Raw genomic sequence first — 19,535 nt, forward strand, 5'->3', positions numbered from 1 at the left:
TGAGGTTCAGGTTGGTGGCAAGCAGGTCAAGAAAGGAGAGCAGGTCAACGTCCGTCGATAGCAATGCGTCGTAGTCGGCCGCCTTCAGTGATACCGTGGTTCCAAGCAGGCTACCCAGGAGGGCATTGAGGACGCCGCCGTTGATGCTCGCCAGACGTGAGCCAACGGAAAACGCGGCAATCTTGGCAGCCGATGCGGTGCCGACCGCGCTCAAAGTCGGAGGCGTCGCAAAAGTTGCGGCAAAGGTCAGCTCGGCCTTCTGCTGCACTGCAACTTTCACGGCATCATAGGGTTGACTTCCGGCGATGAACCTTTGACCGGACGGAATGGATGGATCGGCGGCATAAACGCCCGGCGTGTACTGAACCACAGCATCGAACTGGCTGAGCTGCTGGTTGCTCAGGAGCTGGCTACCGCTTGGCGTCGTGTAACCGGCGCCGGTCTTCACGGCAACATTCAGGCCGTTCTTCTGGAAGTTCGCAACAAGGTTGGCTGCGGCGTTGTTGATATCGGACGCAGCGACGATCGCGCCGATGTCACTCAGTTGTTGTAGCCGACGCTGCTGCAGCGTCATCATGCCGTAGTCCACCCCAAGCGCCAGACAATAGAGGATCAGCGGTGCGCAAACTGCGGCGGCGACGGCGATATTGCCATCCTTTGAACTTGCAAGGCGCGACAGGGTCATGCTCATTTTTCGGCTCATATGCCACCCATACGGATAGTCGCGAAACGACGGATCTTGGTATCTGGGAGTGGAAAACTATAGAGATTCCAGATGGGTAATGCGCTGGCATCATATTCCGTGGTGACCGTGAACTGATTGCTGTTTTGCGCGTCCGTCGCGACCGACACATGCAGCTTTGCTCGATCGATCAGCGGGTCGTTCAGTGTGGAAATAGTGATGTAGTTGTTGACCAGCTGGGTCCGTTCCTGTTCGGAGAGGCCCGCGACAGCAGTGCGTGCCGCGTCGGCCGTCAACTGCTGCAAGGCATGCGCCGCGCTCAGATAGATCCCGTAGGCGATCAGCGTCAGGACAACGAGGAGAAAGAGTGGTGCGACAATTGCAAACTCGATTGCGGCCGCGCCACGGGTGTTGAAAAGAAGATGCCTCATGCGCTTCATCTGCACTACCCCTTGAGCTAGCTTGAGCTGGGTGAGAACAACCAAAGCGTACATGCGAACATATTAAGTTTGCATTACATAATAAACGGGATACGTGCATCACAATAAGTCATTGCGATCTAATCTGCCGACGTGGGCCGCCTTGCCGCTCAACCGCGCCGATTGTTGTCGCGTAGCTTGGCAGCACTTACGCGTTCGCCACTGTCCAAGAGGACAAGAAAACTTGTTGGCTCGGATCTCTGCTTTCACAGGGCATTTTCCAAAAAAATGGGACCCTAACTCACGACCGCAGGCATCGAATGAAATCGGTCGGGCCCGCTCCAGCATCGAGACCAATGTCTTCCTGAACACTGGACCGCTAACGCCACCGGGGGTCGTCTGGGCTTCGTCAAACGTTCTGTTTGGATTCAGCTGCACGTGGCCTTGCCATCGCTGGGTGTGGGCGTTCAGCACGGTCTCTTTCATTTACAATGCCATCAACCTCGGCGCATGGCATTCTACAGAGCCTCTTGATTTGAGTTCTGGCCGAAGGTCGTTATCGGCTTTTCCTGATGCCTCGGCGGCTTGTCCCATTTGAACGGATGGTCAAACATGACGCGGTCGGTATCTGGAAATACAAAGCCGCCCGAAACTCGGGGTGGTCATCGTCGCAAGGGTGGTCGGCGCCCGCTTCGCAGGGGTTCAACCGGCTCAGTATCGTCAGGAATTGGAGCGAAAAGCTCCGAAATGTCACAGGATAACGCCGCTGAAATCTTTTGGAGTGTCAAAACGGTGGGGTTCTTCCCGCCACGCTCAAGATGACCAGCATACGATCGCTCGATCTCGGCGGCCAGCGCGAGATCGTCTTGCGAGATGCCCTTGGCAACCCGCAAGCGTCTGAGGTTCAAAGAAACTCTTTGCCGTGCATCCATAGGGGACGAACACAACATTTGACATTCTATGAAACCACGTAATATAAAACTATGAAAGCAATCTTGCCGTGAATCGCAGACTGTAGTCCGGTCATTTTCAGGTGGAGGGTACGTGGAACTTCGCCAGCTATCACTATTCAAAGCCGTTGCCGAGGAACTGCACTTCGGTCGTGCGGCGGCGAAGATGTGCATTGCCCAGCCGGCTTTGAGCAATCATGTCATGGCGCTGGAAAAGGAACTGGGCTGCCCGCTGTTCATCCGCTCGACCCGCCGGGTCGAGCTGACGAGGGCAGGGGCCACCTTCTATGATCGGGCGGTCCGGATTTTGAGCGAGATAGACCTGACCGCAGAACTGACACGGGCCGCAGGCGGCAGTCGGATTCGCCAGATCAAGATCGGAACGGTCTATCCCGCCACCATGGGCATGCTGCCGGTGTTCCTGGGCAAGATCGCCCACAAGTTTCCAGATGTCCGCATCCATATCGCCTCGGGCAATACCAGCGACATCATCCGTGGTCTGGAGACAGGGCAGATCAATCTTGGCTTCATCCGCCCCGTCGAAAACATCGGCTCGCTGCGCTTTTTCTCGGTTGCCCATGAGAAGTACCTACTGGCCGTGGCAGAGAGCAGTCCACTGGCTCTTCGCGACGAGATCTCGATCGAGGATCTGCGCGACCAGAAGATCATTGCCTTCAATCGTCAGAACCTTTCCTTCACGGAGCGCTATTTCAATGAGAAGTTTGAGGAATACGATCTGACGAAAAACATCGCCTATAGCTGCGATGACACCTATTCGCTCGTGTCACTCGTCTCCGCCGGTCTCGGTATCGGCTTTGCGCCGGAATGGACGAAGGACATTCCCAACCGCATCTTCGTGTTGAAGAAGGTGAGGGGGATCGAATTCAGGATCGGGCTTGGCATTGCCTGGAACAGGGAAGATCCGACCGCATCACGCGACGACATCGTCGAGATTGCAAAGTCCATGGTACGCGCGGCGCGCTGACTGGCGTCGCAATCGCAGTTATGAGACGAGGACTCGTGACCGGATCGGAGAGCGGCCGGCTGATTTCAGCAGGGGTCGGGGCTGGCATCTTCGCGCATCCCAGGACTGGCCGGTGGCGCCACTTCGGCAAGGGCCCTTCTGGCGAGCTCAACCATGGTTTCCTGGTCGCGAACGCCTTGCTTCCAGAGCGACATCAGCAAGGTCGCCACCTGCAAGACCTCGCGCCGATCCCGTTCGATGCCAGCTTCGCGGCAGAGGATCTTGAGAGCCGAGTTGATCAGGCCGAGATCGGCGATGGGTTCAATAGGGGCTGGCATATCTCAAGCTCGCATGGCACGTTAAATAAGTGAGGCAATATCTGATTTTTTGATCTTTTGCCTGGTACCACGTCCACCGTCGATGGCCTCTCGCGGTAAATTCTATCGGATTGCTGTGACCGGCAGGCTCTGACTCCTTCCGATTGTGTTCCGGTCGCGTGGCGGTCGTTGTGCGACGAACGGTCGACCGAGCATCAATGATATCTTTGCGACGCTTCCTAGGAGCGCTTCGAGCATGCTAAGAAATATGGATGAGACTGCTCGTGGTGGAGGACAACAAGGATCTCGCGGCATGGCTTGGAAGAGCCCTGCGGCAAGCGCAATATGTGGTCGATATCGCCCATGACGGCGAGGACGCCGATCACCTGCTCAAGGTAGCCGAATATGCTGCCGTGGTTCTCGACCTCTCCCTCCCAAAGCTCGATGGCCTGACCCTGCTGAAGCGTCTGCGGCAGTCAGGCAACAAGGTTCCGGTGATCATCCTGACAGCAAACGCGAGCCTTGACGGCAGGGTGACCGGCCTGGACAGCGGCGCCGACGATTACCTTGCCAAGCCCTTCGAAATCACCGAACTCGAAGCCAGGTTGCGAGCGGTAGTGCGGCGTGGACAGGACAGGGCATCGTCCGAGATCGTCGTTGGTGATCTGCGTTTTTCCGGGGGTACGAAACAGTTCTTCGTTGCCGGCAACGCCCTGCAATTGACGCCAAGGGAATATGCGGTCCTGCAGCATCTCGTCATGAAGGCAGGGACAACAGTCTCGAAGGCTGCGCTCTCCGACAGTGTCTTCGGGTTTGACGACGATGCCGATCCGAGTTCCATCGAGATCTATGTCCATCGTCTTCGCAAGAAACTGGAGGGCAGTACTGCGCAAATCGCAACCTTGCGCGGGCTCGGCTATCTGCTTCGACATGCCCAATAGTCTGTTGGAAAAAGTACGAACTGGCGCCGTTCGTCTCAGCCAGAGCCTGAGGGTGCAGCTGCTCGGCTGGGTCGTGCTGACACTGGTTGGAGCAATCTGCTTCAATCTCTACGACAGCTTCAAGACCGCGGATGCGACCTCGAAGCTCGTCACCGACAGGACGCTCCTGTCCTCGGCCCGCGTTATCGCAGAAGCCGTTAGTGTTGACGACGGCGGCAACGCCCAGGTTGATGTTCCCCCGGCTGCGCTGGAAATGTTCGACACCGGCTTTGGTGACAGGGTTTTCTACCAGGTGAGAACCGCATGGGGCACTCTCATCAGCGGATTTCCTGATCTACCCTTGCCGGCAAGGCAGCGGACCGGAGAAGACCTGATTTTCCGTGCCGACGGCGTGCGAGCCATCACGCTCGATCATCCCGTCGTCGGCCTGCCAGATGACGGTGCGATTTCCGTAACCGTTGCCGTAACCCACGGGAGCCAGCACGCGTTACGGCGTCAGCTCTGGCTCTCCGATTTTTCCAAGCAGTTCATACTGGTTTTTTTCGCAGGTCTCGTCACCATTATCGGTCTGCAGCGCGGTCTTGCGCCAGCGCTTCGGTTGCGTGACGCGGTACGGGAGCGCGGACGCGATCGCCTGGATCCCTTGCCGCCACAGATGGTCCAGACGGAGTTGCGGCCGCTCGTTCATGCGCTCAACGATCATATGGAACGCGTACAGAACCAGATGGCCGCGCAACGGCGCTTCGTCTCCAACGCCGCCCATCAGTTGCGAACCCCCCTGGCCCTGATCCAGATGCAGGCGAGTTTTGCTGCGCGTGAACCCGACACCGCACGACGTGACGAGGCGCTGCAAGCCCTTCGTTCGAGCACGCGCCAGACGTCACGCCTGGCCAGCCAGCTTCTGACCCTGTCGCGCGCCGAGCCCGGGAGCCGCAGGCCGCGTCACGACCTGATCGATCTTGCCACTGCCGCCAGCGACATTCTGGCTGCCCAGGCAGAGGAAGCGCTGCGGCGTCATATCGATGTTGGACTGGAAACGGATGGGCCTGTCCTGGTCGCGGGCGACGGAACGATGTTGCGGGAGATGCTGGTCAATCTCGTCGACAACGCGATTCGCTATTGCCTGGCCAACGGGCAGGTGACGGTTGCCGTTCACAAGAACGAGGGCATGGCTGTTCTCACGGTCGAAGATAATGGGCCGGGCATTCCGCTGGCCGAGCGGCAGCACGTATTCGAACGGTTCTATCGGGTTATCGGAACGGAGAGCGAGGGAAGTGGTCTGGGACTGTCGATCGTTCGCGAAGTTGTCGACGGCTCCGGCGGCTCGGTCTCTCTTTCTGACGCTCCGGGAGGGGGCCTGCTTGTTACCGTGCGTCTGCCGCTGGCTGGAGCTGGCGGCTGACACTCCGGTCAAAATGATAAAAGGCCGGGCAGTAAGCCCAGCCTTTTATCATTGGTCAGTCTTGGGAGGACGTGGACCGAGTTACTGGCTGTCCATGTGCTGCTGGGGACGCCATTTGGCCAGGCGGTTCTCAATGAGGGTCATGATAAATTCTGCGACCAGGGTCACGACCATGACGAGAAGAATGGCCGCAAACATGCCAGCGGCATCGAACGTGCCCTTGGCGATGGATATCAACTGGCCGATCCCAAAGCGGGCGCCGACGAATTCACCGACAATCGCGCCGATAATGGCAAAGCCGAACGAAACGTGCAGGCTGGCGAAAATCCAGCTCATGGCCGAAGGGATCACAACCGTTCGCGTGACCTGCCAGTCGGAAGCACCGAGGATGCGGGCGTTGGCGATCAGATTGCGGTCAGCCTCGCGTACCCCCTGAAAGGCATTCGCGAAGACGACGAAAAATACCATGATGAACGCGAGCGCCACCTTGGATGGCAGCCCAAGCCCCATGATCATGATGAAGATCGGCGCGAGCACAACGCGCGGAATGGAGTTGATCGCCTTGATGTAGACCGAGAAGATGTCGGAGAGGAAGCGGTTGCGGCCGAGGCCGATCCCAACGAAGACACCCGCGATGGAGCCGGCGAAAAAGCCGATGAGCGCTTCTTCCATCGTCACCCAAAGATTGTACCAGAGGGAGCCTTCCGTGGTTCCTTCTGTCGCCCACTCATAAAGACGCAGGACGACCCCGCTCGGGCTTGAATAAAAGAACGGATCGATCCAGTTCATGTTGGAGGCGAGCTCCCACGTGCCGATACCGACGACCAGGATCGCAATCTGCCAGAAGCGCACCATCAGGCTGCGCCGGCGGATCGCCCTCATTGCGGATGTCTCGATCTCCGCATCCGAAGTACCCGGACGGAACATGGTGGCCGAACCGGCCGAAAGGGTTGTGTTCGCCATGATGTCTCCTCCTCAGGCTGCTTCGCTCGCGCGGCGGTAGCTTGTCTCCACCTCCTCGCGAAGATCTTCCCAGATCGTCTTGCAGTAATCGATGAAATGCTGCTCGTAGCGGATTTCGGACACGACGCGAGGACGGGGCAGATCGATCGTATAGACCGACTTGACCGTCGCCGGCCCCGCCGTGAGCACATAGACCTTGTCGGCAAGTGCGACTGCCTCTTCGAGATCATGCGTGACAAAGACCACGGAGGCCTTTCGTTCGGCCCACAACTTCAGAAGTTCCTCATGCATGACGGTACGGGTCTGGACGTCGAGCGCCGAAAAGGGCTCGTCCATGAGGAGGATTTCCGGCTCGTTGATGAACGTCTGAGCCAGTGAAACTCGCTTTCGCATTCCGCCCGAAAGCTGGTGTGGGTAGTGATGCTGAAACTTCGACAGGCCTACACGTGCGAGCCAGTCTCGCGCGCTTCTCTCTGCCTCGGCCCTGCTCTTGCCGCGAAAAAGCGGACCTGCCATGACGTTGTCGATCACGCTCTTCCAGGGGAAGAGAGCGTCGGTCTGGAACGCGAAACCGACGCGTGGGTCGATCCCGGTGATCGGTCCTCCCATCAGTCGGACTTCCCCGGCGCTCGGCCGTGCCAGACCCGTCACCAGATTAAGCGTCGTCGACTTGCCACATCCCGTCGGTCCGACGACGGCCACGAATTCGCCGCGCCCAACCGTCATGTTGAAATCACGTAACGCAGTCAGCGACTTGCCTGTCGGCGAGACAAAGCGGCGGCTGACGTTGATCAGTTCGATCGCCGGGATTGCGTTGTTATCCTGTACCATTTGAATACCTGAAGGCGTGCTTTTCGGGCGCGTGCACGCAGTGCCCATGGATCGATCCGTGCCGCCTCCACGTCCAATCGGAAGCGGCACGATGGCCTTACTTGGCGTTCTTGACGAACTCCGTCGTATAGGTTTTCGTAAGGTCGATCTGCTTGCCCTTGACGTTCTTGGAGAACTCGGACAGCACGGCGAGAACCGTCTTCGGGCCATCTTCCGGCATCACGCCACCAGGCGTAAACATGCCCTTGCCCTCATCGAGCGCCTTGATGTAGCCGTCCTTGTCGCCAACGTAGAAGTCCTTCGGCATCTTGTCGGCGATTTCGGCCGCCGAATGCGTGTTGATGAACTTGAGCGTCTTCACGAAGGCGTTGGCAAGTTTCTGGGCTTCGTCCTTGTGGGCGTCTACCCAGGAGGTTTCCATGTAGAGGGAAGCGGCAGGATAGGTGCCGCCAAGCGCCTTGCGGGTCGCATCGACGGTACGCATGTCGACGAGAACGCTCGCTTCTCCTGTTTTGATCAGCCGCGAGATCGTCGGCTCGGTCGTCATGCCCGCCTGGATCTGATCCTGCTGCATGGCGGCGATGAAGGTGCCGCCGGCACCAACCGGGACGGTCACGACGTCGCCAGGCTGCAACCCGGCCTTGGATGCCATGAAGAGCGTGAGAAAGTTGGTCGACGAGCCAAGGCCGGTGACGCCGAGGGTCTTGCCCTTGAAATCGGCAGGCGATTTGATCTCCGGGTGCTTGGACGAGACCATTTCCACTTCGCCCGGAGCTTGGCTGAACTGAACGATGGATTCGACAAACTTGCCCTTGGCCTGCAGGTCGACGCAGTGATCGTAAAAGCCGACGACCCCTTGTACGGCTCCGGCGAGAAGCTGGTTTTCGGCATCAACCCCTGCGGCCTCGTTCAACAACTCGACGTCGAGGCCTTCATCCTTGAAGTAGCCAAGCGATTCAGCGAGCTTTGCCGGGAGATAGATCTGCTTCTCGTATCCACCGACCATGATGGTGATCTTGTCGGCGGCTTGCGCTGCATGCGAGGCAAGCGACGCCGCGGCAACAAATGTGGAAAAAGCGACGGTGTAAAATAGGCTGCGCGAAGAACGCATCAGGTTTCCTCCAAATTGAATATCCGCATCGTTTCCGATTTACGGTGATCGCGTCTCCTCCACGATGCCGCCTCCTTCTTATGCCGGCCAAGCTTTCAGTTCGCTTTCAGAGATCGAGCGCCCGGTTGGAGGCGTTTGTGGGACCGTAGGACACGATTGTTGATATCGGGCGTTTCTTGAGGATCTGGTGATCCGACAAGATTAACAGGGATGTTCCGGGGGCTAACGCGCGGCATGCATGAAGTGTCATTCGGCCCGTCAGCAGGTCCCAATTGCAAGCGACCGAAGGTGAGTGCTCAATCGTGGTAGAGCTTGCCACGCTTTCATCACGGACCGCTCGGACCTGAACGACGTTGGACTGGGCGATTGAGAGGTGGCGATGAACGAGATCGCTGATGTTTGATGTAGCTCAATGTTCTCGAGGACAATTGGAAGGAACCTGTGCGTGTTGCTCGGCAATCATGCCGCTCTCGCAATGGAGAAAACGTCGCGAAACACGTATTCTATATAGCCATCTCGACAGCTCTTCCGCTCAGCGCGCCTGCAGCGTTCGCCGCCTACTCGGTAGGCGCGATTCGATCGATACACACCTCGATCCTGTGCATGCCTACCTCTTCGCGACATCCAATTATCTTCACAAGATGAAGATTGGCGAAAAGATAAAAATTCATTGCCAGAAGAAGGGCCATAACTTGGCAACCGAAATCAGCCAGGCTTCTTGATGCCCTCGCACCGGTTCGCCTTGGCTTGTCGAGTCGCCTCGGCGACGTGTCGAGGCGACGCGTCTACGAATTGTGCCAATGTCCACACGGGCACCGATTTGGCCAAACGGCTGGATCAGATATCGAAAGCGGAATTGGCCGGTAACCGCTTTTCCAGCCGCGCCGAACTCGGATTTTCGTAAAATGCTTCTATCTGGTCTGACCGGCTGGCTCAGCAGGGATCAAAGCTTGGCTGCGCCTGGATCAACTGGCAGGCGTCAAGCCAAGGGCAATCTGCCCAGGGAGGACTGCTGCCGAAAGCAGCTGCAACCGCTGTGCAGGGCTTCGTCTCGATCACAACGATAGCGTGAAAAAATCCAATTTAAACAATCGCTTAGTAACATCTGCCTTAATGGCCTGATAACAAGAAATTGTTACTCTGCTCACTGGAGGGCGATGGAGCCCGTCACCCAGGCATGAAGCCCGTCCTGTCCTGTGGAGACGCACTTCCTTTGATCAAGCATAACCGTGCCCAATTTGAACTCCTCCTCTGGTCTGGGCTTTTCGTTCTTCTCTTTGGACTGGCCCTGTATTTCAACAGCCATGAAGCGCTCGATCGCTTCTTCATATCTTATGAGGAATATAACCTGGACGAGGTCTTCACGGCGTTCAGCATTGCTGGCGTGCTTGGTCTTATCTACTCCTTGATCAGGATTAAGGACATGGCGACGGAGATCGAGCGGCGAATTGCGGCGGAGAAGAACGTCGACTGGATTGCCTGCCACGACCCCCTGACCGAACTTCCAAATCGGCGATTGCTTGACGCAATTTCGGCACGTCCGACGTCTGGTGGTGTGAATACGCGGCATACGGTGTTCAGCATCGACCTTGATGGCTTCAAGAAGATCAATGATCTTTTTGGACACGGCTACGGCGATCAGGCATTGCGAACGGTTGCCGACAGGTTGTCGAACATCTTCCCAGGAGGTGAGGTCTATCGCCTGGGAGGGGACGAGTTTGCCGTTGTAACCACGAGGCACGGAGCTCAGGATCTGGTTGCTGTGGGGCAGCACATCATCGAAAGTATCAGCAAACCCATCGCTACCAACGGGGCGACACTTGATATGGGCGCTAGCGTTGGCATCGCGCGTTACCCCGAAGACAGTGACGATTTGAACGCCGTTCTCCAATATGCGGATTGCGCAATGTACGCGGCCAAGAAAGCGGGCCGGAACAACGCAAGGATCTTTGCTTCGTCAATGCAGCAGGATTTGGTGGCGCGCGTCAAAATGGAATCCGCCTTGAAGAATGCGCTCAATGATGGATTGATCCGTCCTCACTACCAGCCGCTCGTGGACTTGAACACAAGGGAAATCGTCGGTTTCGAGGCACTCGCCAGATGGGAAACGGAAGCCGGGACGTATGTTCCTCCCAGCAAATTCATACCCGTTGCCGAAGACGCGGGCCTCATCGTCGCAATCACCGATCACCTGTTCCGGACGGCATGTCACGACGCCTTGTCGTGGCCGTCGAACATCGCACTTTCTTTCAACATTTCGCCTGTGCAACTCAGTGACCGGCTGCTCGGCCTCCGTCTTTTGAACATCATGGGGGAGGTCGGCCTTCCCACCCATCGCGTCGAGCTGGAAGTGACGGAAAGCGCGTTGATACAGGATACGGAAACGGCGCGAGAGGTGCTCGACGGTCTGACAGAGGCGGGGATAAGGATCGCCTTGGACGACTTCGGCACGGGATTTTCCAGTCTTTCGCAGTTGTCCAACTATCAGTTCGACAAGATCAAGATCGACAAAAGCTTCGTGGCAACGTTCGAGAGCAGTGAAAAGCAGGAGAAGCTCGTCAGGGCGATCATCTCGCTGGGAACGGGCTTAAGTGTGAAGATCACGGCCGAAGGGATCGAAAAGCAGACCCAGCTTCAACGTCTCCAGGAACTCGGCTGCGATATTGGTCAGGGATATCTACTTGGGAGGCCAGTGCCCATCGATCAAGTCCAGGCGGTTATTCAGCAGTCTCGCGTTCAAAGGTCGGTACTGCAATCGTCTGACTAGACGGTCGGATTGCTGCGAGATGCGGCGTTTCCACGGCGTACCGTCGTCCGCGTCATCGCGTTTCGGCTTGTTGGATATCCCTGAGCGCTTGAACGGCCAATCAGGAAACTTTGGCTTCAACTACGTGGTACCTGCGTTTGTCGCAGCTAGGGCGCCGCAATCTCGCCGAACAAGCCGCTTGTTCCGAGAGCACCGGCGATGCGCTTGTGTTCGCGCGAGGGGCGGTGCCCTGTCCGGAGAACGGCAGTTCAAACGAGCGCCGAGCGAACTCTGACGCGGGCAAGACCGTTATTGCAGGTGTATCAGGTCGGCAAGCGGGGCGAATTTTGATCCGAACCCCGTCGACCCACGTATAGGCATTCGACCGAACTCGTAACGAAGTGACCAAGATGTTTGCTGGAGCGGTAAAGGCGCGTCTGCCTCGCATAAGCGTGAGGAAGCGAACTAAATCGATGGAATTCAGTGATCCGACGGAGAGACAGCTTGAACTGAAGGCGTTGATGTCAGCTGTGGCGACAGCGAGAGACGTGGTCGCGTTCGAGGCCCTGTATATGCACTTCTTGCCGCGACTTAGATCGCACATGCGCAAATTGACGAAGAACGTCGTGGCCGCCGACGAGCTCTCGCAGGAAGTGATGTTGTCGGTCTGGCGCAAGGCGGATCAATTCGACCCACAGAAGGGACAGGTTTCTACCTGGATCTTCACGATCGCCCGCAACTTGTACATCGATTCCCTGCGGCGCCGGGCCCCTCAGTTCGATGAAAACGATCCCGCGTTCGTTCCTGACGCTGAGCGACCCGCCGACGAACTGATGATCGCCGCCGAGAACACTGCTGCACTGACGGAGGCACTCGGCAAACTGAAGGAAGAGTATCTGGCTGTGCTACGGATGTCGTATTTTGAGGAGATGCCGCATGCGGCAATCTCCTCGGCATTGGGGATACCCTTGGGCACTGTGAAGTCGAGGATACGATTGGCATGCGAGAAGCTAAGATGGGCGCTGCAGGAAACAAGCAAATGATCCGTCATCACATCGAAGACGAGATGCTGATGCGCTACGCTGCGGGACAGCTGGGTGAAGGATGGAGCATAGGCGTCGCTACCCATCTGGCCTTGTGTCCGTCATGCCGGGAACGTCTTGGTGTTTTCGAGGCGCTAGGCGGCCATTTTCTCGAGGAAGAGGCTGTTGACGTCGAAGACCTCGACGAGAGCTGGCAACAGCTCAAGCGCCGCATAGATGCCGGCGAGATTGATAACATCGTGCCGCTCCGGCCCAAACCTGCCGACGATCTCTTGCCTGAACCTCTTCGATCCTATGTTGATCGAGCCGGTGGGTTGAACTGGCGTCGCCTCGGAAGTGGCGGTGCCGCGCAGATGATCGTGCGAACGGACGACATGACCACCACGGTGCGATTGCTTAAGATCCCCGCCGGACAGCCCGTTCCAGAGCACACTCACGCCGGCAATGAGCTGACGCTCGTATTGTCCGGAAGCTTTTCGGACGAGATCTCCACTTTCGGGCGCGGTGATGTGGAGATGGCAGACGCTGACGTGCTGCACACGCCGCGTGCAGGAAAAGATCAGGATTGCATCTGCCTGGCTGTGACGGACGCTCCATTGCGGTTCAGCAGCCGTCTTCTGCGGCTCATTCAGCCCCTTCTTGGCATATGATCAACGCCATTGATCTGTATCCACGAATGATAGTCGAAGTTAAATATCATCGGTAAGGCACTGATAATAAAATCGATCTGTTTTCACCGCCGGGCGCCGGATTATCCGGTCGGGCCTTTCGGGTATGAATGCGCGAGGCTCCTTGGTGGAAGCCTCAGGGGTTGAGGCCGGCACAGCGTGCCGTATTCAGAACGTGAGTTTCCATTTCCTTGCGGGCGCGCTCTGGATCGTTGTCGCGAAGGGCTGAGATGATCCGCCGATGCTCCGCGATCGAAGCTTGCATGCGCGCTGGCTCGGTGATTGGGATGGGCTGGCGCTGCGTCTCGGTCAATTGCGCGCGGATTACGTCGTATAGCGCCCGCATCATCGCATTGCTGCATGCCGACGCGATGATCGCGTGAAACTCGAGGTCCGCTTCGACATTTGCAAGCAGATCCTGTTTTGCCCAGCACTCTTCCATCTGTTTCGTAGCCGCCTCCATCGCCTGCAGCTGATTGCCGGTCAGGCGGCCGGCTGCCAGGGACGCGATGCTGCCCTCAAGCATGATGCGTGTCTGGAAGACATCAAACACCGAGTAGCTGCTGGAGTAGCGCCAGGGCGCCATATCGTTCCTGGAAGTCCTGGCCCGGTCGGCAACGAATGTCCCGCGTCCGGCTTCCGTTTTTATCAAACCCAGCGTCTCCAGCGTCAGCAATGCTTCGCGCAGCGAGGCACGACTGATGCCGAGCCTTGTCGAGAATTCGCGCTGCGACGGGATCTTCTGGCCGGCGGCGAGTTCACCGCTCTGGATCATGTCCTGTATCAGCCGCGCCGCAGATTGCGGCACCAGTGTCCTGTTCAGCATGCTGTCGTCTTTCAGCGGAATGAGGCCCGCGTTGGCTCGTATCGCATTTTAATCATCAGTCGCTTGCATATTTCAATAGACCGTGCTTGATTTGGCCTGACTGGTCAGACCGGTTAGACCAATAGCAAAAATGCGCGCGACAAAACAAGGGGAACCTACAATGCGTCGTTTTTCGATTTTGAAGACTGTCATACTCTCGGGCGTTATGGCGCTGGTGGGAGTGGCCTCCCACGCGGCCGATCTCACCGTTGGCGCCAATATCGGCAATGTCCCATGGGAATTTCAGGACGAAACCGGCAAGACCGTCGGATTCGAAGTCGACCTCGTCACCGAGATCGCAAAGCGCCTCAATAAGTCAGTGGAGTTTGTGAACATCCCGTTCAACGGGCTCTTTTCGGCCGTGCAGTCCGGCCGCATCAACATGGCGGTCTCGTCGATCACCATAACGGACAAACGCCTCGAGTCGGTGAGCTTCGCTCAACCCTACTACGACAGCGATCAGTCGCTCACCGTCATGGCGTCAAGTGGCATCAAGGATCTGAAGGGGATGAGCGGCAAGGTCGTGGGCGTCGATACGGGCTCGACCGGCGACATGTGGGCAACCAACAACACTGCCAAATACAGTCTCGGTGAGATTCGGCGCTTCGAGGGCCTTCAGCCGGCCATGCTCGATCTCGCTGCAGGTCGTGTCGATGGTTACATCAGCGACATCCCGGCGCTCCAGTACTACGTCAAGGACAAGCCCGACATCAAGGTCGTTGAACGCATCCCCACTGGTGAGAAATATTCGATCATGTTCAACAAGGGTGACCCTCTCGCAAAGGAGGTCAACGACGTGATCACGAAGCTGAAGGGTGAAGGCTTTATCGCCAAACTTCACCAGACGTGGTTCGGTGCGAAAGCCGAAGACACGACCACCACGGTCAAGGTCGCAGATATGCCTACGGCAAAGTAAGTCGGTTGGCCAAGGTTGCGGATGGCAGGCCAGGGCGCCTGCCATCCGTCCCGTAACGCCAGCCTGGTGATTTCATGGACATATTCTCGACTTTCTTCAATGTGGCGGTGCTGGAACGGTCGTTTCCGCTGATGCTTTCCGGACTCTGGGTGACGCTTGAGCTGGGCGTCGTCAGCATCGTTGGCGGCCTTGTCGGTGGCCTGGTCCTTGCTTTGCTTCGGTTGTACGGCCCGCTGTGGGCGCAGACCCTGGCGAAGATCTACATCGACATCTTCAGGTCCATTCCGCTGCTCGTGCTGCTGATCGTCATCTACTACGCACTGCCATTCGTGGGCATCCGGCTTTCGCCGTTCGTCTCGGCGGTGAGCGCCCTCATGATGGTCTCGACGGCCTACACCGCGGAGATATTCCGGGCCGGAATCGAGGCCATTCCTCGTGGACAGTTTGAGGCTTCCGAGGCGCTTGGCCTGTCCTATCGTCACATGATGGTGGAGATCATTCTGCCCCAGGCGATCAAGATCGTAATACCGCCACTCACCAACAACTGCATCAACGTGATGAAGGATACGGCGCTCGCGTCCGTGGTGGCGATGCCCGATCTCCTGAAGCAGGCAACACAAGCGCAGGCGCTGGCGGCCAACCCGTCGCCACTGATCGGCGCTGCGGTCATCTATATCGCGTTCCTGTGGCCGATGGTGACCGTCGTCGCCCATCTCGAAAAACGCTTCAGTGCAGGGAGGCGCAGATGAAGACCATCGTGAACATTCAGAACCTGGACAAGTTCTATGGTGATTTCCAGGTGCTTCACGGCATCGATCTGGCGATTGCCGAAGGTGAGGTGGTCTGTGTAATCGGCCCGTCTGGCTCGGGCAAGTCGACCCTGATCCGTTGTATCAATCACCTCGAAAGCTTCTCGAGCCAAAGCCGGATCGAGGTTGATGGCATCAAGGTCGAGCGGGGTAGGAACCTCGCCCAGGTTCGCGCCGAAGTCGGCATGGTATTCCAGTCCTTCAATCTGTTCCCGCATCTGAGCGTCTTGAAGAACATCATGATCGCACCGATGCGCGTGCGCGGCACGCCGCCCGAGGAAGCGGCCCGAAAGGCGAGGGAACTGCTTGCCCGTGTTGGCATCACCGCGCAGGCCGACAAGTATCCCGAACAACTGTCGGGTGGCCAGCAGCAGCGTGTAGCGATTGCTCGTGCACTCGCCATGGAACCTCGCGTCCTGCTGTTCGACGAGCCGACATCCGCGCTTGATCCCGAAATGGTGGGGGAAGTCCTTGACGTCATGCGCAAGCTTGCCGGCACCGGCGTGACGATGATCGTCGTGACCCATGAAATGGGTTTCGCTCGTCAGGTCGCGGACCGGGTGATTTTCATGGACAGCGGCCGAATTGTCGAAGTCGGCACGCCAACCGAGATTTTCGACAATCCGCGCGAGGAACGCACGAAGAGCTTCCTGCGCGCCGTTCTCAATCATTGACAAGAAAAGACAAAGTTTTTCGGAGGATCCATGGAAACGCAACGCCAACTCGACATCGATTTCGTACGGAGCCAGTTCCCTGGGCTTGAGCACGGCTGGGTGTTTTTCGACAACGCCGGCGGCTCCCAGATTCTCAAGCATGCCGTCGAGCGGATAAACACATTTCTCTACGACAAGAACGTCCAGATCGGGGGAAGTTACGACGTCTCGCAGCAGGCTGCCAGGGCGTTGATGGAAAGCCGGATTGCAGCGTTGCACCTTGTCAACGCCTCCCGGCCGGAGGAGATCGTCTTCGGCAGCTCCACGACGGTGCTGCTTCAAAACCTCGCCCGTTCCATGCGCAGCCAACTCTCAGCAGGGGACGAGATCATCGTGACGATCTCGGACCACGAGTCCAACATTGGGCCCTGGGACGGCCTGCGCGACATGGGCGTGGTCATCAAGTTCTGGCCGCTTGACACCACGACCTACCAGCTCGACCTCGCCGATCTCAAGCCACTTCTGACGGCGAGAACCAAACTTGTCTGCGTGACGCACGTGTCCAATATCCTTGGAGCGATCAACCCGATTGCCGAGATCGCCGCTGTCGCCCACGCTCATGGCGCTCGCATCTGCGTCGACGCCGTGGCCTACGCACCGCACCGCGCGGTCGATGTCCAAGCTATGGGCGTCGACTACTACGTCTTCAGCTTCTACAAGACCTACGGTCCCCACTACGCGATGATGTATGGGAAGTACGATTGCCTTCTGGAGCTCGATCCGCTTTATCATTTCTTCTACGGACGCGATAAGGTGCCCGGCAAGCTTGAGCCGGGCAATCCGAACTACGAATTGGCCTACGCCGTGACGGGGATCGTCGACTACTTGTGCGAGCTAGGCAAGAAATCGGGTGGAACTGGTTCGCAACGCCAGTTGATCCTTGCTGCCTTTGAGGCGATCACCGTGCAGGAGAATGCCCTGACCGATCGCCTGCTTTCCTACCTGCGCAGCCGCAACGACTGCCGGATCATCGGGGAGACGGCGAACAGGGATGGAAGGCGCATACCGACAATCAGCTTTGTTATCGAAGGCCGCAATTCGGAAGATATTTGCAAGGCGATGGACGCCTACAAGATTGCGATCCGGTTCGGTGACTTTCATGCGCGGCGCCTCGGTGATCATGTCGGTCTGCCGCAATATAACGGCGCCGTGCGCGTCTCCATGGTTCACTATAACACCATTGGCGAGGTCGACCGTCTGATCGCCGCGCTTGACGAAATACTCGGCAGCAATGATGCCGACCAGAAACGGGGCGCTGCCTGAATGAATTTCGACACGATCATCAAGAATGGCACCGTCGTTACCGCCAGCGACACCTTCAAGAGCGATGTCGGCATTCGCGACGGGAAGATCACCGCGCTTGCAACGTCTCTTGATGACGCTGACGAAATCATCGACGCTTCCGGTCTTTATGTCATGCCGGGCGGGATCGACAGTCACGTCCATCTCGCCCAGCCGTCTGGCGACGGCATTGTGATGGCCGACGATTTTGCGAGCGGCACGCGCTCGGCAGCTTTCGGAGGCAACACGACTCTACTGACCTTCTGCATGCAGGAGAAGGGGACTACGCTGCGCCAATCTCTCAAGGCCTATCATGCCAAGGCCGAGGGCGAATGCTATATCGATGTTTCGTTTCACCTCGTCGTTACCGACCCGACGCCATACGTGCTGGGCCAGGAATTGCCTGCACTCGTCGAGGATGGATACACGTCGCTGAAGGTCTTCATGACCTATGAAAATCTTCGTCTCAGGGATGACCAGATCCTCGATACGCTGGACAGCGCCAGACAGTCCGGCGCGTTGGTAATGGTTCACTGCGAGAACGAAGACGCGATCCGCTACCTGATCGGCAAGCACGAGCAAAACGGCGATTTCGCACCGAAGTTTCATGCCCTCAGCCGACCGGCGGCGGCTGAACGCGAAGCGACCCACCGTGCGCTTTCGCTTGCCGAGATCGTCGGTACGCCGATTGTAATTGTGCATGTGTCGAACCGGCAGGCGATGGAAGAGATCGAGCGCGCACGCAAGCGGGGCGGCAAGGTCGCGGGCGAGACCTGCCCGCAGTATCTTCTTCTGACCGCCGATGATCTCGATGCCGCGGAACTTGAGGGCGCGAAGTTCGTTTGCTCCCCGCCACCGCGCGACAAGGAAAGTCAGGAGGCCTGTTGGGAAGGGCTGCAGAGCGGTACTTTTGAGCTTTTCTCGTCCGACCATTGCCCTTTCAGATATGAGGACGACTGCGGCAAGTTGAACGAGAAGGGAAAACGGCACTATCGTTGGATTCCAAACGGTATCCCTGGAGTGGAAACTCGGCTCCCCATCCTGTTTTCGGAAGGGGTGAGCAAAGGCCGCATTGATATCAATCGCTTCGTGGCGCTCTCGTCGACAAACCATGCCAAACAGTATGGGCTTTATCCCCAGAAGGGCACTATTGCCATTGGTTCTGACGCTGATATTGCTCTCTGGGACCCGCACAGGAACGTGACGATCACGAACGACATTTTGCACCATGGTGCAGATTACACGCCTTATGAGGGGCTAGAGGTCATTGGGTGGCCGGTCCTTACGATGCTCAGGGGCAGGGCGATCGTCAGCGGCGGCGCTTTGGCGGGCACCCTGGGACAGGGCCAGTATCTGCGCAGGAGTGCCCGGACTTGACCATCAGTTCACGGTTGTTGTGGGTTGAAGGCCGCTCCATGTGCGTCGGCGATGGCTCGCTCGAGCTCATCGATCGTCGTCGTGTTGGCTGTGTTGCTGCCTTCGAGTTCATTCGGCATCTTCCAGCCCGGGATAGTGGTATCTCATAACATTCCTGGCACGAGGATGCTGAGGGCTGCTCCGACAAAGACTGAAACTCGTTTTCCATGGCGTTAGCCTTTTTGACCGAGCAGCTAACGACGAGACGCTGCTATACCAGTACAAAAATCCCGGCTTTGCTGCGACAGTAAATCGCGCGAAACCGGGTGAGGAGAGTTGACTGGCGGCAAAGCGCGGTCATCACGGCTGCTTCCACTGCGGCCGAGAAACCGACATTCTCCGACGTAACGTTTTCCGGTGCGTTGCGCGGCACCTGGTCTATCGAGGTAAGAAAGAGACCCGGCGACGAAAGAAATCAAGGCCCGCGTCGTGGTTAGGACTATGGAGCCGCAGGGTGTGCCATTGCTGTTGACCATGAGCGCGCAGCGGCAATCGCGC

General features: G+C 57.7%; 20 protein-coding genes. 12 read left to right on the plus strand and 8 right to left on the minus strand.

The window, feature by feature from the left end:
• The 3 genes from A6U87_RS12665 to A6U87_RS30650 all read right to left on the minus strand — a co-directional run.
• A partial coding sequence (locus tag A6U87_RS12665) for a pilus assembly protein TadG-related protein (RefSeq protein WP_244499480.1) occupies positions 1 to 691 on the minus strand: 691 nt, incomplete at its 3' end.
• 8 nt (positions 692 to 699) lie between these two features.
• Positions 700 to 1,122, minus strand: a complete 423-nt coding sequence (locus A6U87_RS12670) for a TadE/TadG family type IV pilus assembly protein (RefSeq protein WP_065691629.1) — start codon at positions 1,120 to 1,122, stop codon at positions 700 to 702.
• 641 nt (positions 1,123 to 1,763) lie between these two features.
• Positions 1,764 to 2,225: a helix-turn-helix transcriptional regulator gene (locus tag A6U87_RS30650; protein ID WP_342587892.1), complete on the minus strand. Its 462-nt coding sequence runs from the start codon at positions 2,223 to 2,225 to the stop codon at positions 1,764 to 1,766.
• Between A6U87_RS30650 and A6U87_RS12675 the strand changes: the two genes are divergently transcribed.
• Complete coding sequence (locus A6U87_RS12675; protein WP_065691630.1) at positions 2,146 to 3,036, plus strand: LysR family transcriptional regulator; 891 nt, start codon at positions 2,146 to 2,148, stop codon at positions 3,034 to 3,036. The two genes, A6U87_RS30650 and A6U87_RS12675, sit on opposite strands and share 80 nt — an antisense overlap.
• Positions 3,037 to 3,101: 65 nt before the next feature.
• On the opposite strand, the gene A6U87_RS12680 is transcribed toward A6U87_RS12675, so the two are convergent.
• Positions 3,102 to 3,353 carry a hypothetical protein gene (locus tag A6U87_RS12680; RefSeq protein ID WP_065691631.1) on the minus strand — a complete coding sequence of 84 codons (252 nt, stop codon included), beginning with the start codon at positions 3,351 to 3,353 and terminating at the stop codon, positions 3,102 to 3,104.
• Between the two features lie 251 nt (positions 3,354 to 3,604).
• On the opposite strand from A6U87_RS12680, the gene A6U87_RS12685 reads away from it, so the two are divergent.
• On the plus strand, positions 3,605 to 4,273 hold the full coding sequence (locus A6U87_RS12685) for a response regulator (protein ID WP_065691632.1): 669 nt from the start codon (positions 3,605 to 3,607) through the stop codon (positions 4,271 to 4,273).
• Complete coding sequence (locus A6U87_RS12690) at positions 4,263 to 5,675, plus strand: sensor histidine kinase (protein ID WP_065691633.1); 1,413 nt, start codon at positions 4,263 to 4,265, stop codon at positions 5,673 to 5,675. Before A6U87_RS12685 ends, A6U87_RS12690 begins: the two co-directional genes overlap by 11 nt.
• Before the next feature lie 81 nt (positions 5,676 to 5,756).
• Here A6U87_RS12690 and A6U87_RS12695 read toward each other — a convergent pair whose 3' ends face one another.
• The 3 genes from A6U87_RS12695 to A6U87_RS12705 form a co-directional block, all read right to left on the minus strand.
• The gene (locus A6U87_RS12695; RefSeq protein ID WP_065691634.1) at positions 5,757 to 6,638 is read right to left on the minus strand and encodes an ABC transporter permease; all 882 of its coding nucleotides are present in this window, start codon (positions 6,636 to 6,638) and stop codon (positions 5,757 to 5,759) included.
• A gap of 12 nt (positions 6,639 to 6,650) precedes the next feature.
• Positions 6,651 to 7,469 (minus strand): ABC transporter ATP-binding protein, encoded by an 819-nt coding sequence (locus A6U87_RS12700; protein ID WP_065691635.1) that lies wholly within the window; start codon positions 7,467 to 7,469, stop codon positions 6,651 to 6,653.
• A gap of 97 nt (positions 7,470 to 7,566) precedes the next feature.
• Entirely contained in the window at positions 7,567 to 8,580 is a 1,014-nt protein-coding gene (locus A6U87_RS12705) for an ABC transporter substrate-binding protein (RefSeq protein WP_065691636.1), read from the minus strand.
• Positions 8,581 to 8,975: 395 nt separating this feature from the next.
• Between A6U87_RS12705 and A6U87_RS12710 the strand changes: the two genes are divergently transcribed.
• From A6U87_RS12710 to A6U87_RS12725, 4 genes are all read left to right on the plus strand, one after another.
• The gene (locus tag A6U87_RS12710; RefSeq protein ID WP_141683946.1) at positions 8,976 to 9,302 is read left to right on the plus strand and encodes a hypothetical protein; all 327 of its coding nucleotides are present in this window, start codon (positions 8,976 to 8,978) and stop codon (positions 9,300 to 9,302) included.
• Between the two features lie 455 nt (positions 9,303 to 9,757).
• Positions 9,758 to 11,347, plus strand: coding sequence for a bifunctional diguanylate cyclase/phosphodiesterase (locus A6U87_RS12715; protein WP_065691638.1), 1,590 nt, complete (start codon positions 9,758 to 9,760; stop codon positions 11,345 to 11,347).
• 452 nt (positions 11,348 to 11,799) lie between these two features.
• Positions 11,800 to 12,369, plus strand: a complete 570-nt coding sequence (locus tag A6U87_RS12720) for a sigma-70 family RNA polymerase sigma factor (protein ID WP_198928702.1) — start codon at positions 11,800 to 11,802, stop codon at positions 12,367 to 12,369.
• A complete protein-coding gene (locus A6U87_RS12725) occupies positions 12,366 to 13,019 on the plus strand; it encodes a ChrR family anti-sigma-E factor (RefSeq protein ID WP_065691639.1) in 654 nt (217 codons plus the stop codon). Before A6U87_RS12720 ends, A6U87_RS12725 begins: the two co-directional genes overlap by 4 nt.
• A 154-nt stretch (positions 13,020 to 13,173) precedes the next feature.
• On the opposite strand, the gene A6U87_RS12730 is transcribed toward A6U87_RS12725, so the two are convergent.
• Positions 13,174 to 13,863, minus strand: coding sequence for a FadR/GntR family transcriptional regulator (locus A6U87_RS12730; RefSeq protein ID WP_065691640.1), 690 nt, complete (start codon positions 13,861 to 13,863; stop codon positions 13,174 to 13,176).
• Positions 13,864 to 14,023: 160 nt separating this feature from the next.
• On the opposite strand from A6U87_RS12730, the gene A6U87_RS12735 reads away from it, so the two are divergent.
• The 5 genes from A6U87_RS12735 (at position 14,024) to hydA (ending at position 18,998) form a co-directional block, all read left to right on the plus strand.
• Positions 14,024 to 14,818 carry a transporter substrate-binding domain-containing protein gene (locus A6U87_RS12735; RefSeq protein ID WP_065691641.1) on the plus strand — a complete coding sequence of 265 codons (795 nt, stop codon included), beginning with the start codon at positions 14,024 to 14,026 and terminating at the stop codon, positions 14,816 to 14,818.
• Positions 14,819 to 14,892: 74 nt separating this feature from the next.
• A complete protein-coding gene (locus A6U87_RS12740) occupies positions 14,893 to 15,567 on the plus strand; it encodes an amino acid ABC transporter permease (RefSeq protein WP_065691642.1) in 675 nt (224 codons plus the stop codon).
• Complete coding sequence (locus A6U87_RS12745; protein ID WP_065691643.1) at positions 15,564 to 16,301, plus strand: amino acid ABC transporter ATP-binding protein; 738 nt, start codon at positions 15,564 to 15,566, stop codon at positions 16,299 to 16,301. The genes A6U87_RS12740 and A6U87_RS12745 overlap by 4 nt, the downstream gene beginning before the upstream one ends.
• A 30-nt stretch (positions 16,302 to 16,331) precedes the next feature.
• Positions 16,332 to 17,603 carry a cysteine desulfurase-like protein gene (locus A6U87_RS12750; protein WP_065691644.1) on the plus strand — a complete coding sequence of 424 codons (1,272 nt, stop codon included), beginning with the start codon at positions 16,332 to 16,334 and terminating at the stop codon, positions 17,601 to 17,603.
• Positions 17,604 to 18,998, plus strand: a complete 1,395-nt coding sequence (gene hydA / locus A6U87_RS12755; RefSeq protein ID WP_065691645.1) for a dihydropyrimidinase — start codon at positions 17,604 to 17,606, stop codon at positions 18,996 to 18,998.
• Positions 18,999 to 19,535 lie beyond the last annotated feature (537 nt).

Origin of the sequence: Rhizobium sp. AC44/96 (assembly GCF_001692185.1) — a bacterium.
In the GTDB taxonomy this organism is placed as follows: domain Bacteria; phylum Pseudomonadota; class Alphaproteobacteria; order Rhizobiales; family Rhizobiaceae; genus Rhizobium.

Excerpts from the sequence above, each read along its gene's own strand:
- A6U87_RS12720 (WP_198928702.1), top strand. The coding sequence starts at position 11,800 with ATGGAATTCAGTGATCCGACGGAGAGACAGCTTGAACTGAAGGCGTTG.
- A6U87_RS12715 (WP_065691638.1), top strand. The coding sequence starts at position 9,758 with ATGAAGCCCGTCCTGTCCTGTGGAGACGCACTTCCTTTGATCAAGCAT.
- A6U87_RS12690 (WP_065691633.1), top strand. The coding sequence starts at position 4,263 with ATGCCCAATAGTCTGTTGGAAAAAGTACGAACTGGCGCCGTTCGTCTC.
- A6U87_RS12745 (WP_065691643.1), top strand. The coding sequence starts at position 15,564 with ATGAAGACCATCGTGAACATTCAGAACCTGGACAAGTTCTATGGTGAT.
- A6U87_RS12695 (WP_065691634.1), bottom strand. The coding sequence starts at position 6,638 with ATGGCGAACACAACCCTTTCGGCCGGTTCGGCCACCATGTTCCGTCCG.
- A6U87_RS12725 (WP_065691639.1), top strand. The coding sequence starts at position 12,366 with ATGATCCGTCATCACATCGAAGACGAGATGCTGATGCGCTACGCTGCG.
- A6U87_RS12735 (WP_065691641.1), top strand. The coding sequence starts at position 14,024 with ATGCGTCGTTTTTCGATTTTGAAGACTGTCATACTCTCGGGCGTTATG.
- A6U87_RS12740 (WP_065691642.1), top strand. The coding sequence starts at position 14,893 with ATGGACATATTCTCGACTTTCTTCAATGTGGCGGTGCTGGAACGGTCG.
- A6U87_RS12700 (WP_065691635.1), bottom strand. The coding sequence starts at position 7,469 with ATGGTACAGGATAACAACGCAATCCCGGCGATCGAACTGATCAACGTC.
- A6U87_RS30650 (WP_342587892.1), bottom strand. The coding sequence starts at position 2,225 with ATGCACATCTTCGCCGCCGCACGACCGAAGTGCAGTTCCTCGGCAACG.
- A6U87_RS12670 (WP_065691629.1), bottom strand. The coding sequence starts at position 1,122 with ATGAAGCGCATGAGGCATCTTCTTTTCAACACCCGTGGCGCGGCCGCA.
- A6U87_RS12680 (WP_065691631.1), bottom strand. The coding sequence starts at position 3,353 with ATGCCAGCCCCTATTGAACCCATCGCCGATCTCGGCCTGATCAACTCG.
- A6U87_RS12750 (WP_065691644.1), top strand. The coding sequence starts at position 16,332 with ATGGAAACGCAACGCCAACTCGACATCGATTTCGTACGGAGCCAGTTC.
- hydA (WP_065691645.1), top strand. The coding sequence starts at position 17,604 with ATGAATTTCGACACGATCATCAAGAATGGCACCGTCGTTACCGCCAGC.
- A6U87_RS12730 (WP_065691640.1), bottom strand. The coding sequence starts at position 13,863 with ATGCTGAACAGGACACTGGTGCCGCAATCTGCGGCGCGGCTGATACAG.
- A6U87_RS12705 (WP_065691636.1), bottom strand. The coding sequence starts at position 8,580 with ATGCGTTCTTCGCGCAGCCTATTTTACACCGTCGCTTTTTCCACATTT.
- A6U87_RS12685 (WP_065691632.1), top strand. The coding sequence starts at position 3,605 with ATGAGACTGCTCGTGGTGGAGGACAACAAGGATCTCGCGGCATGGCTT.
- A6U87_RS12710 (WP_141683946.1), top strand. The coding sequence starts at position 8,976 with ATGTTTGATGTAGCTCAATGTTCTCGAGGACAATTGGAAGGAACCTGT.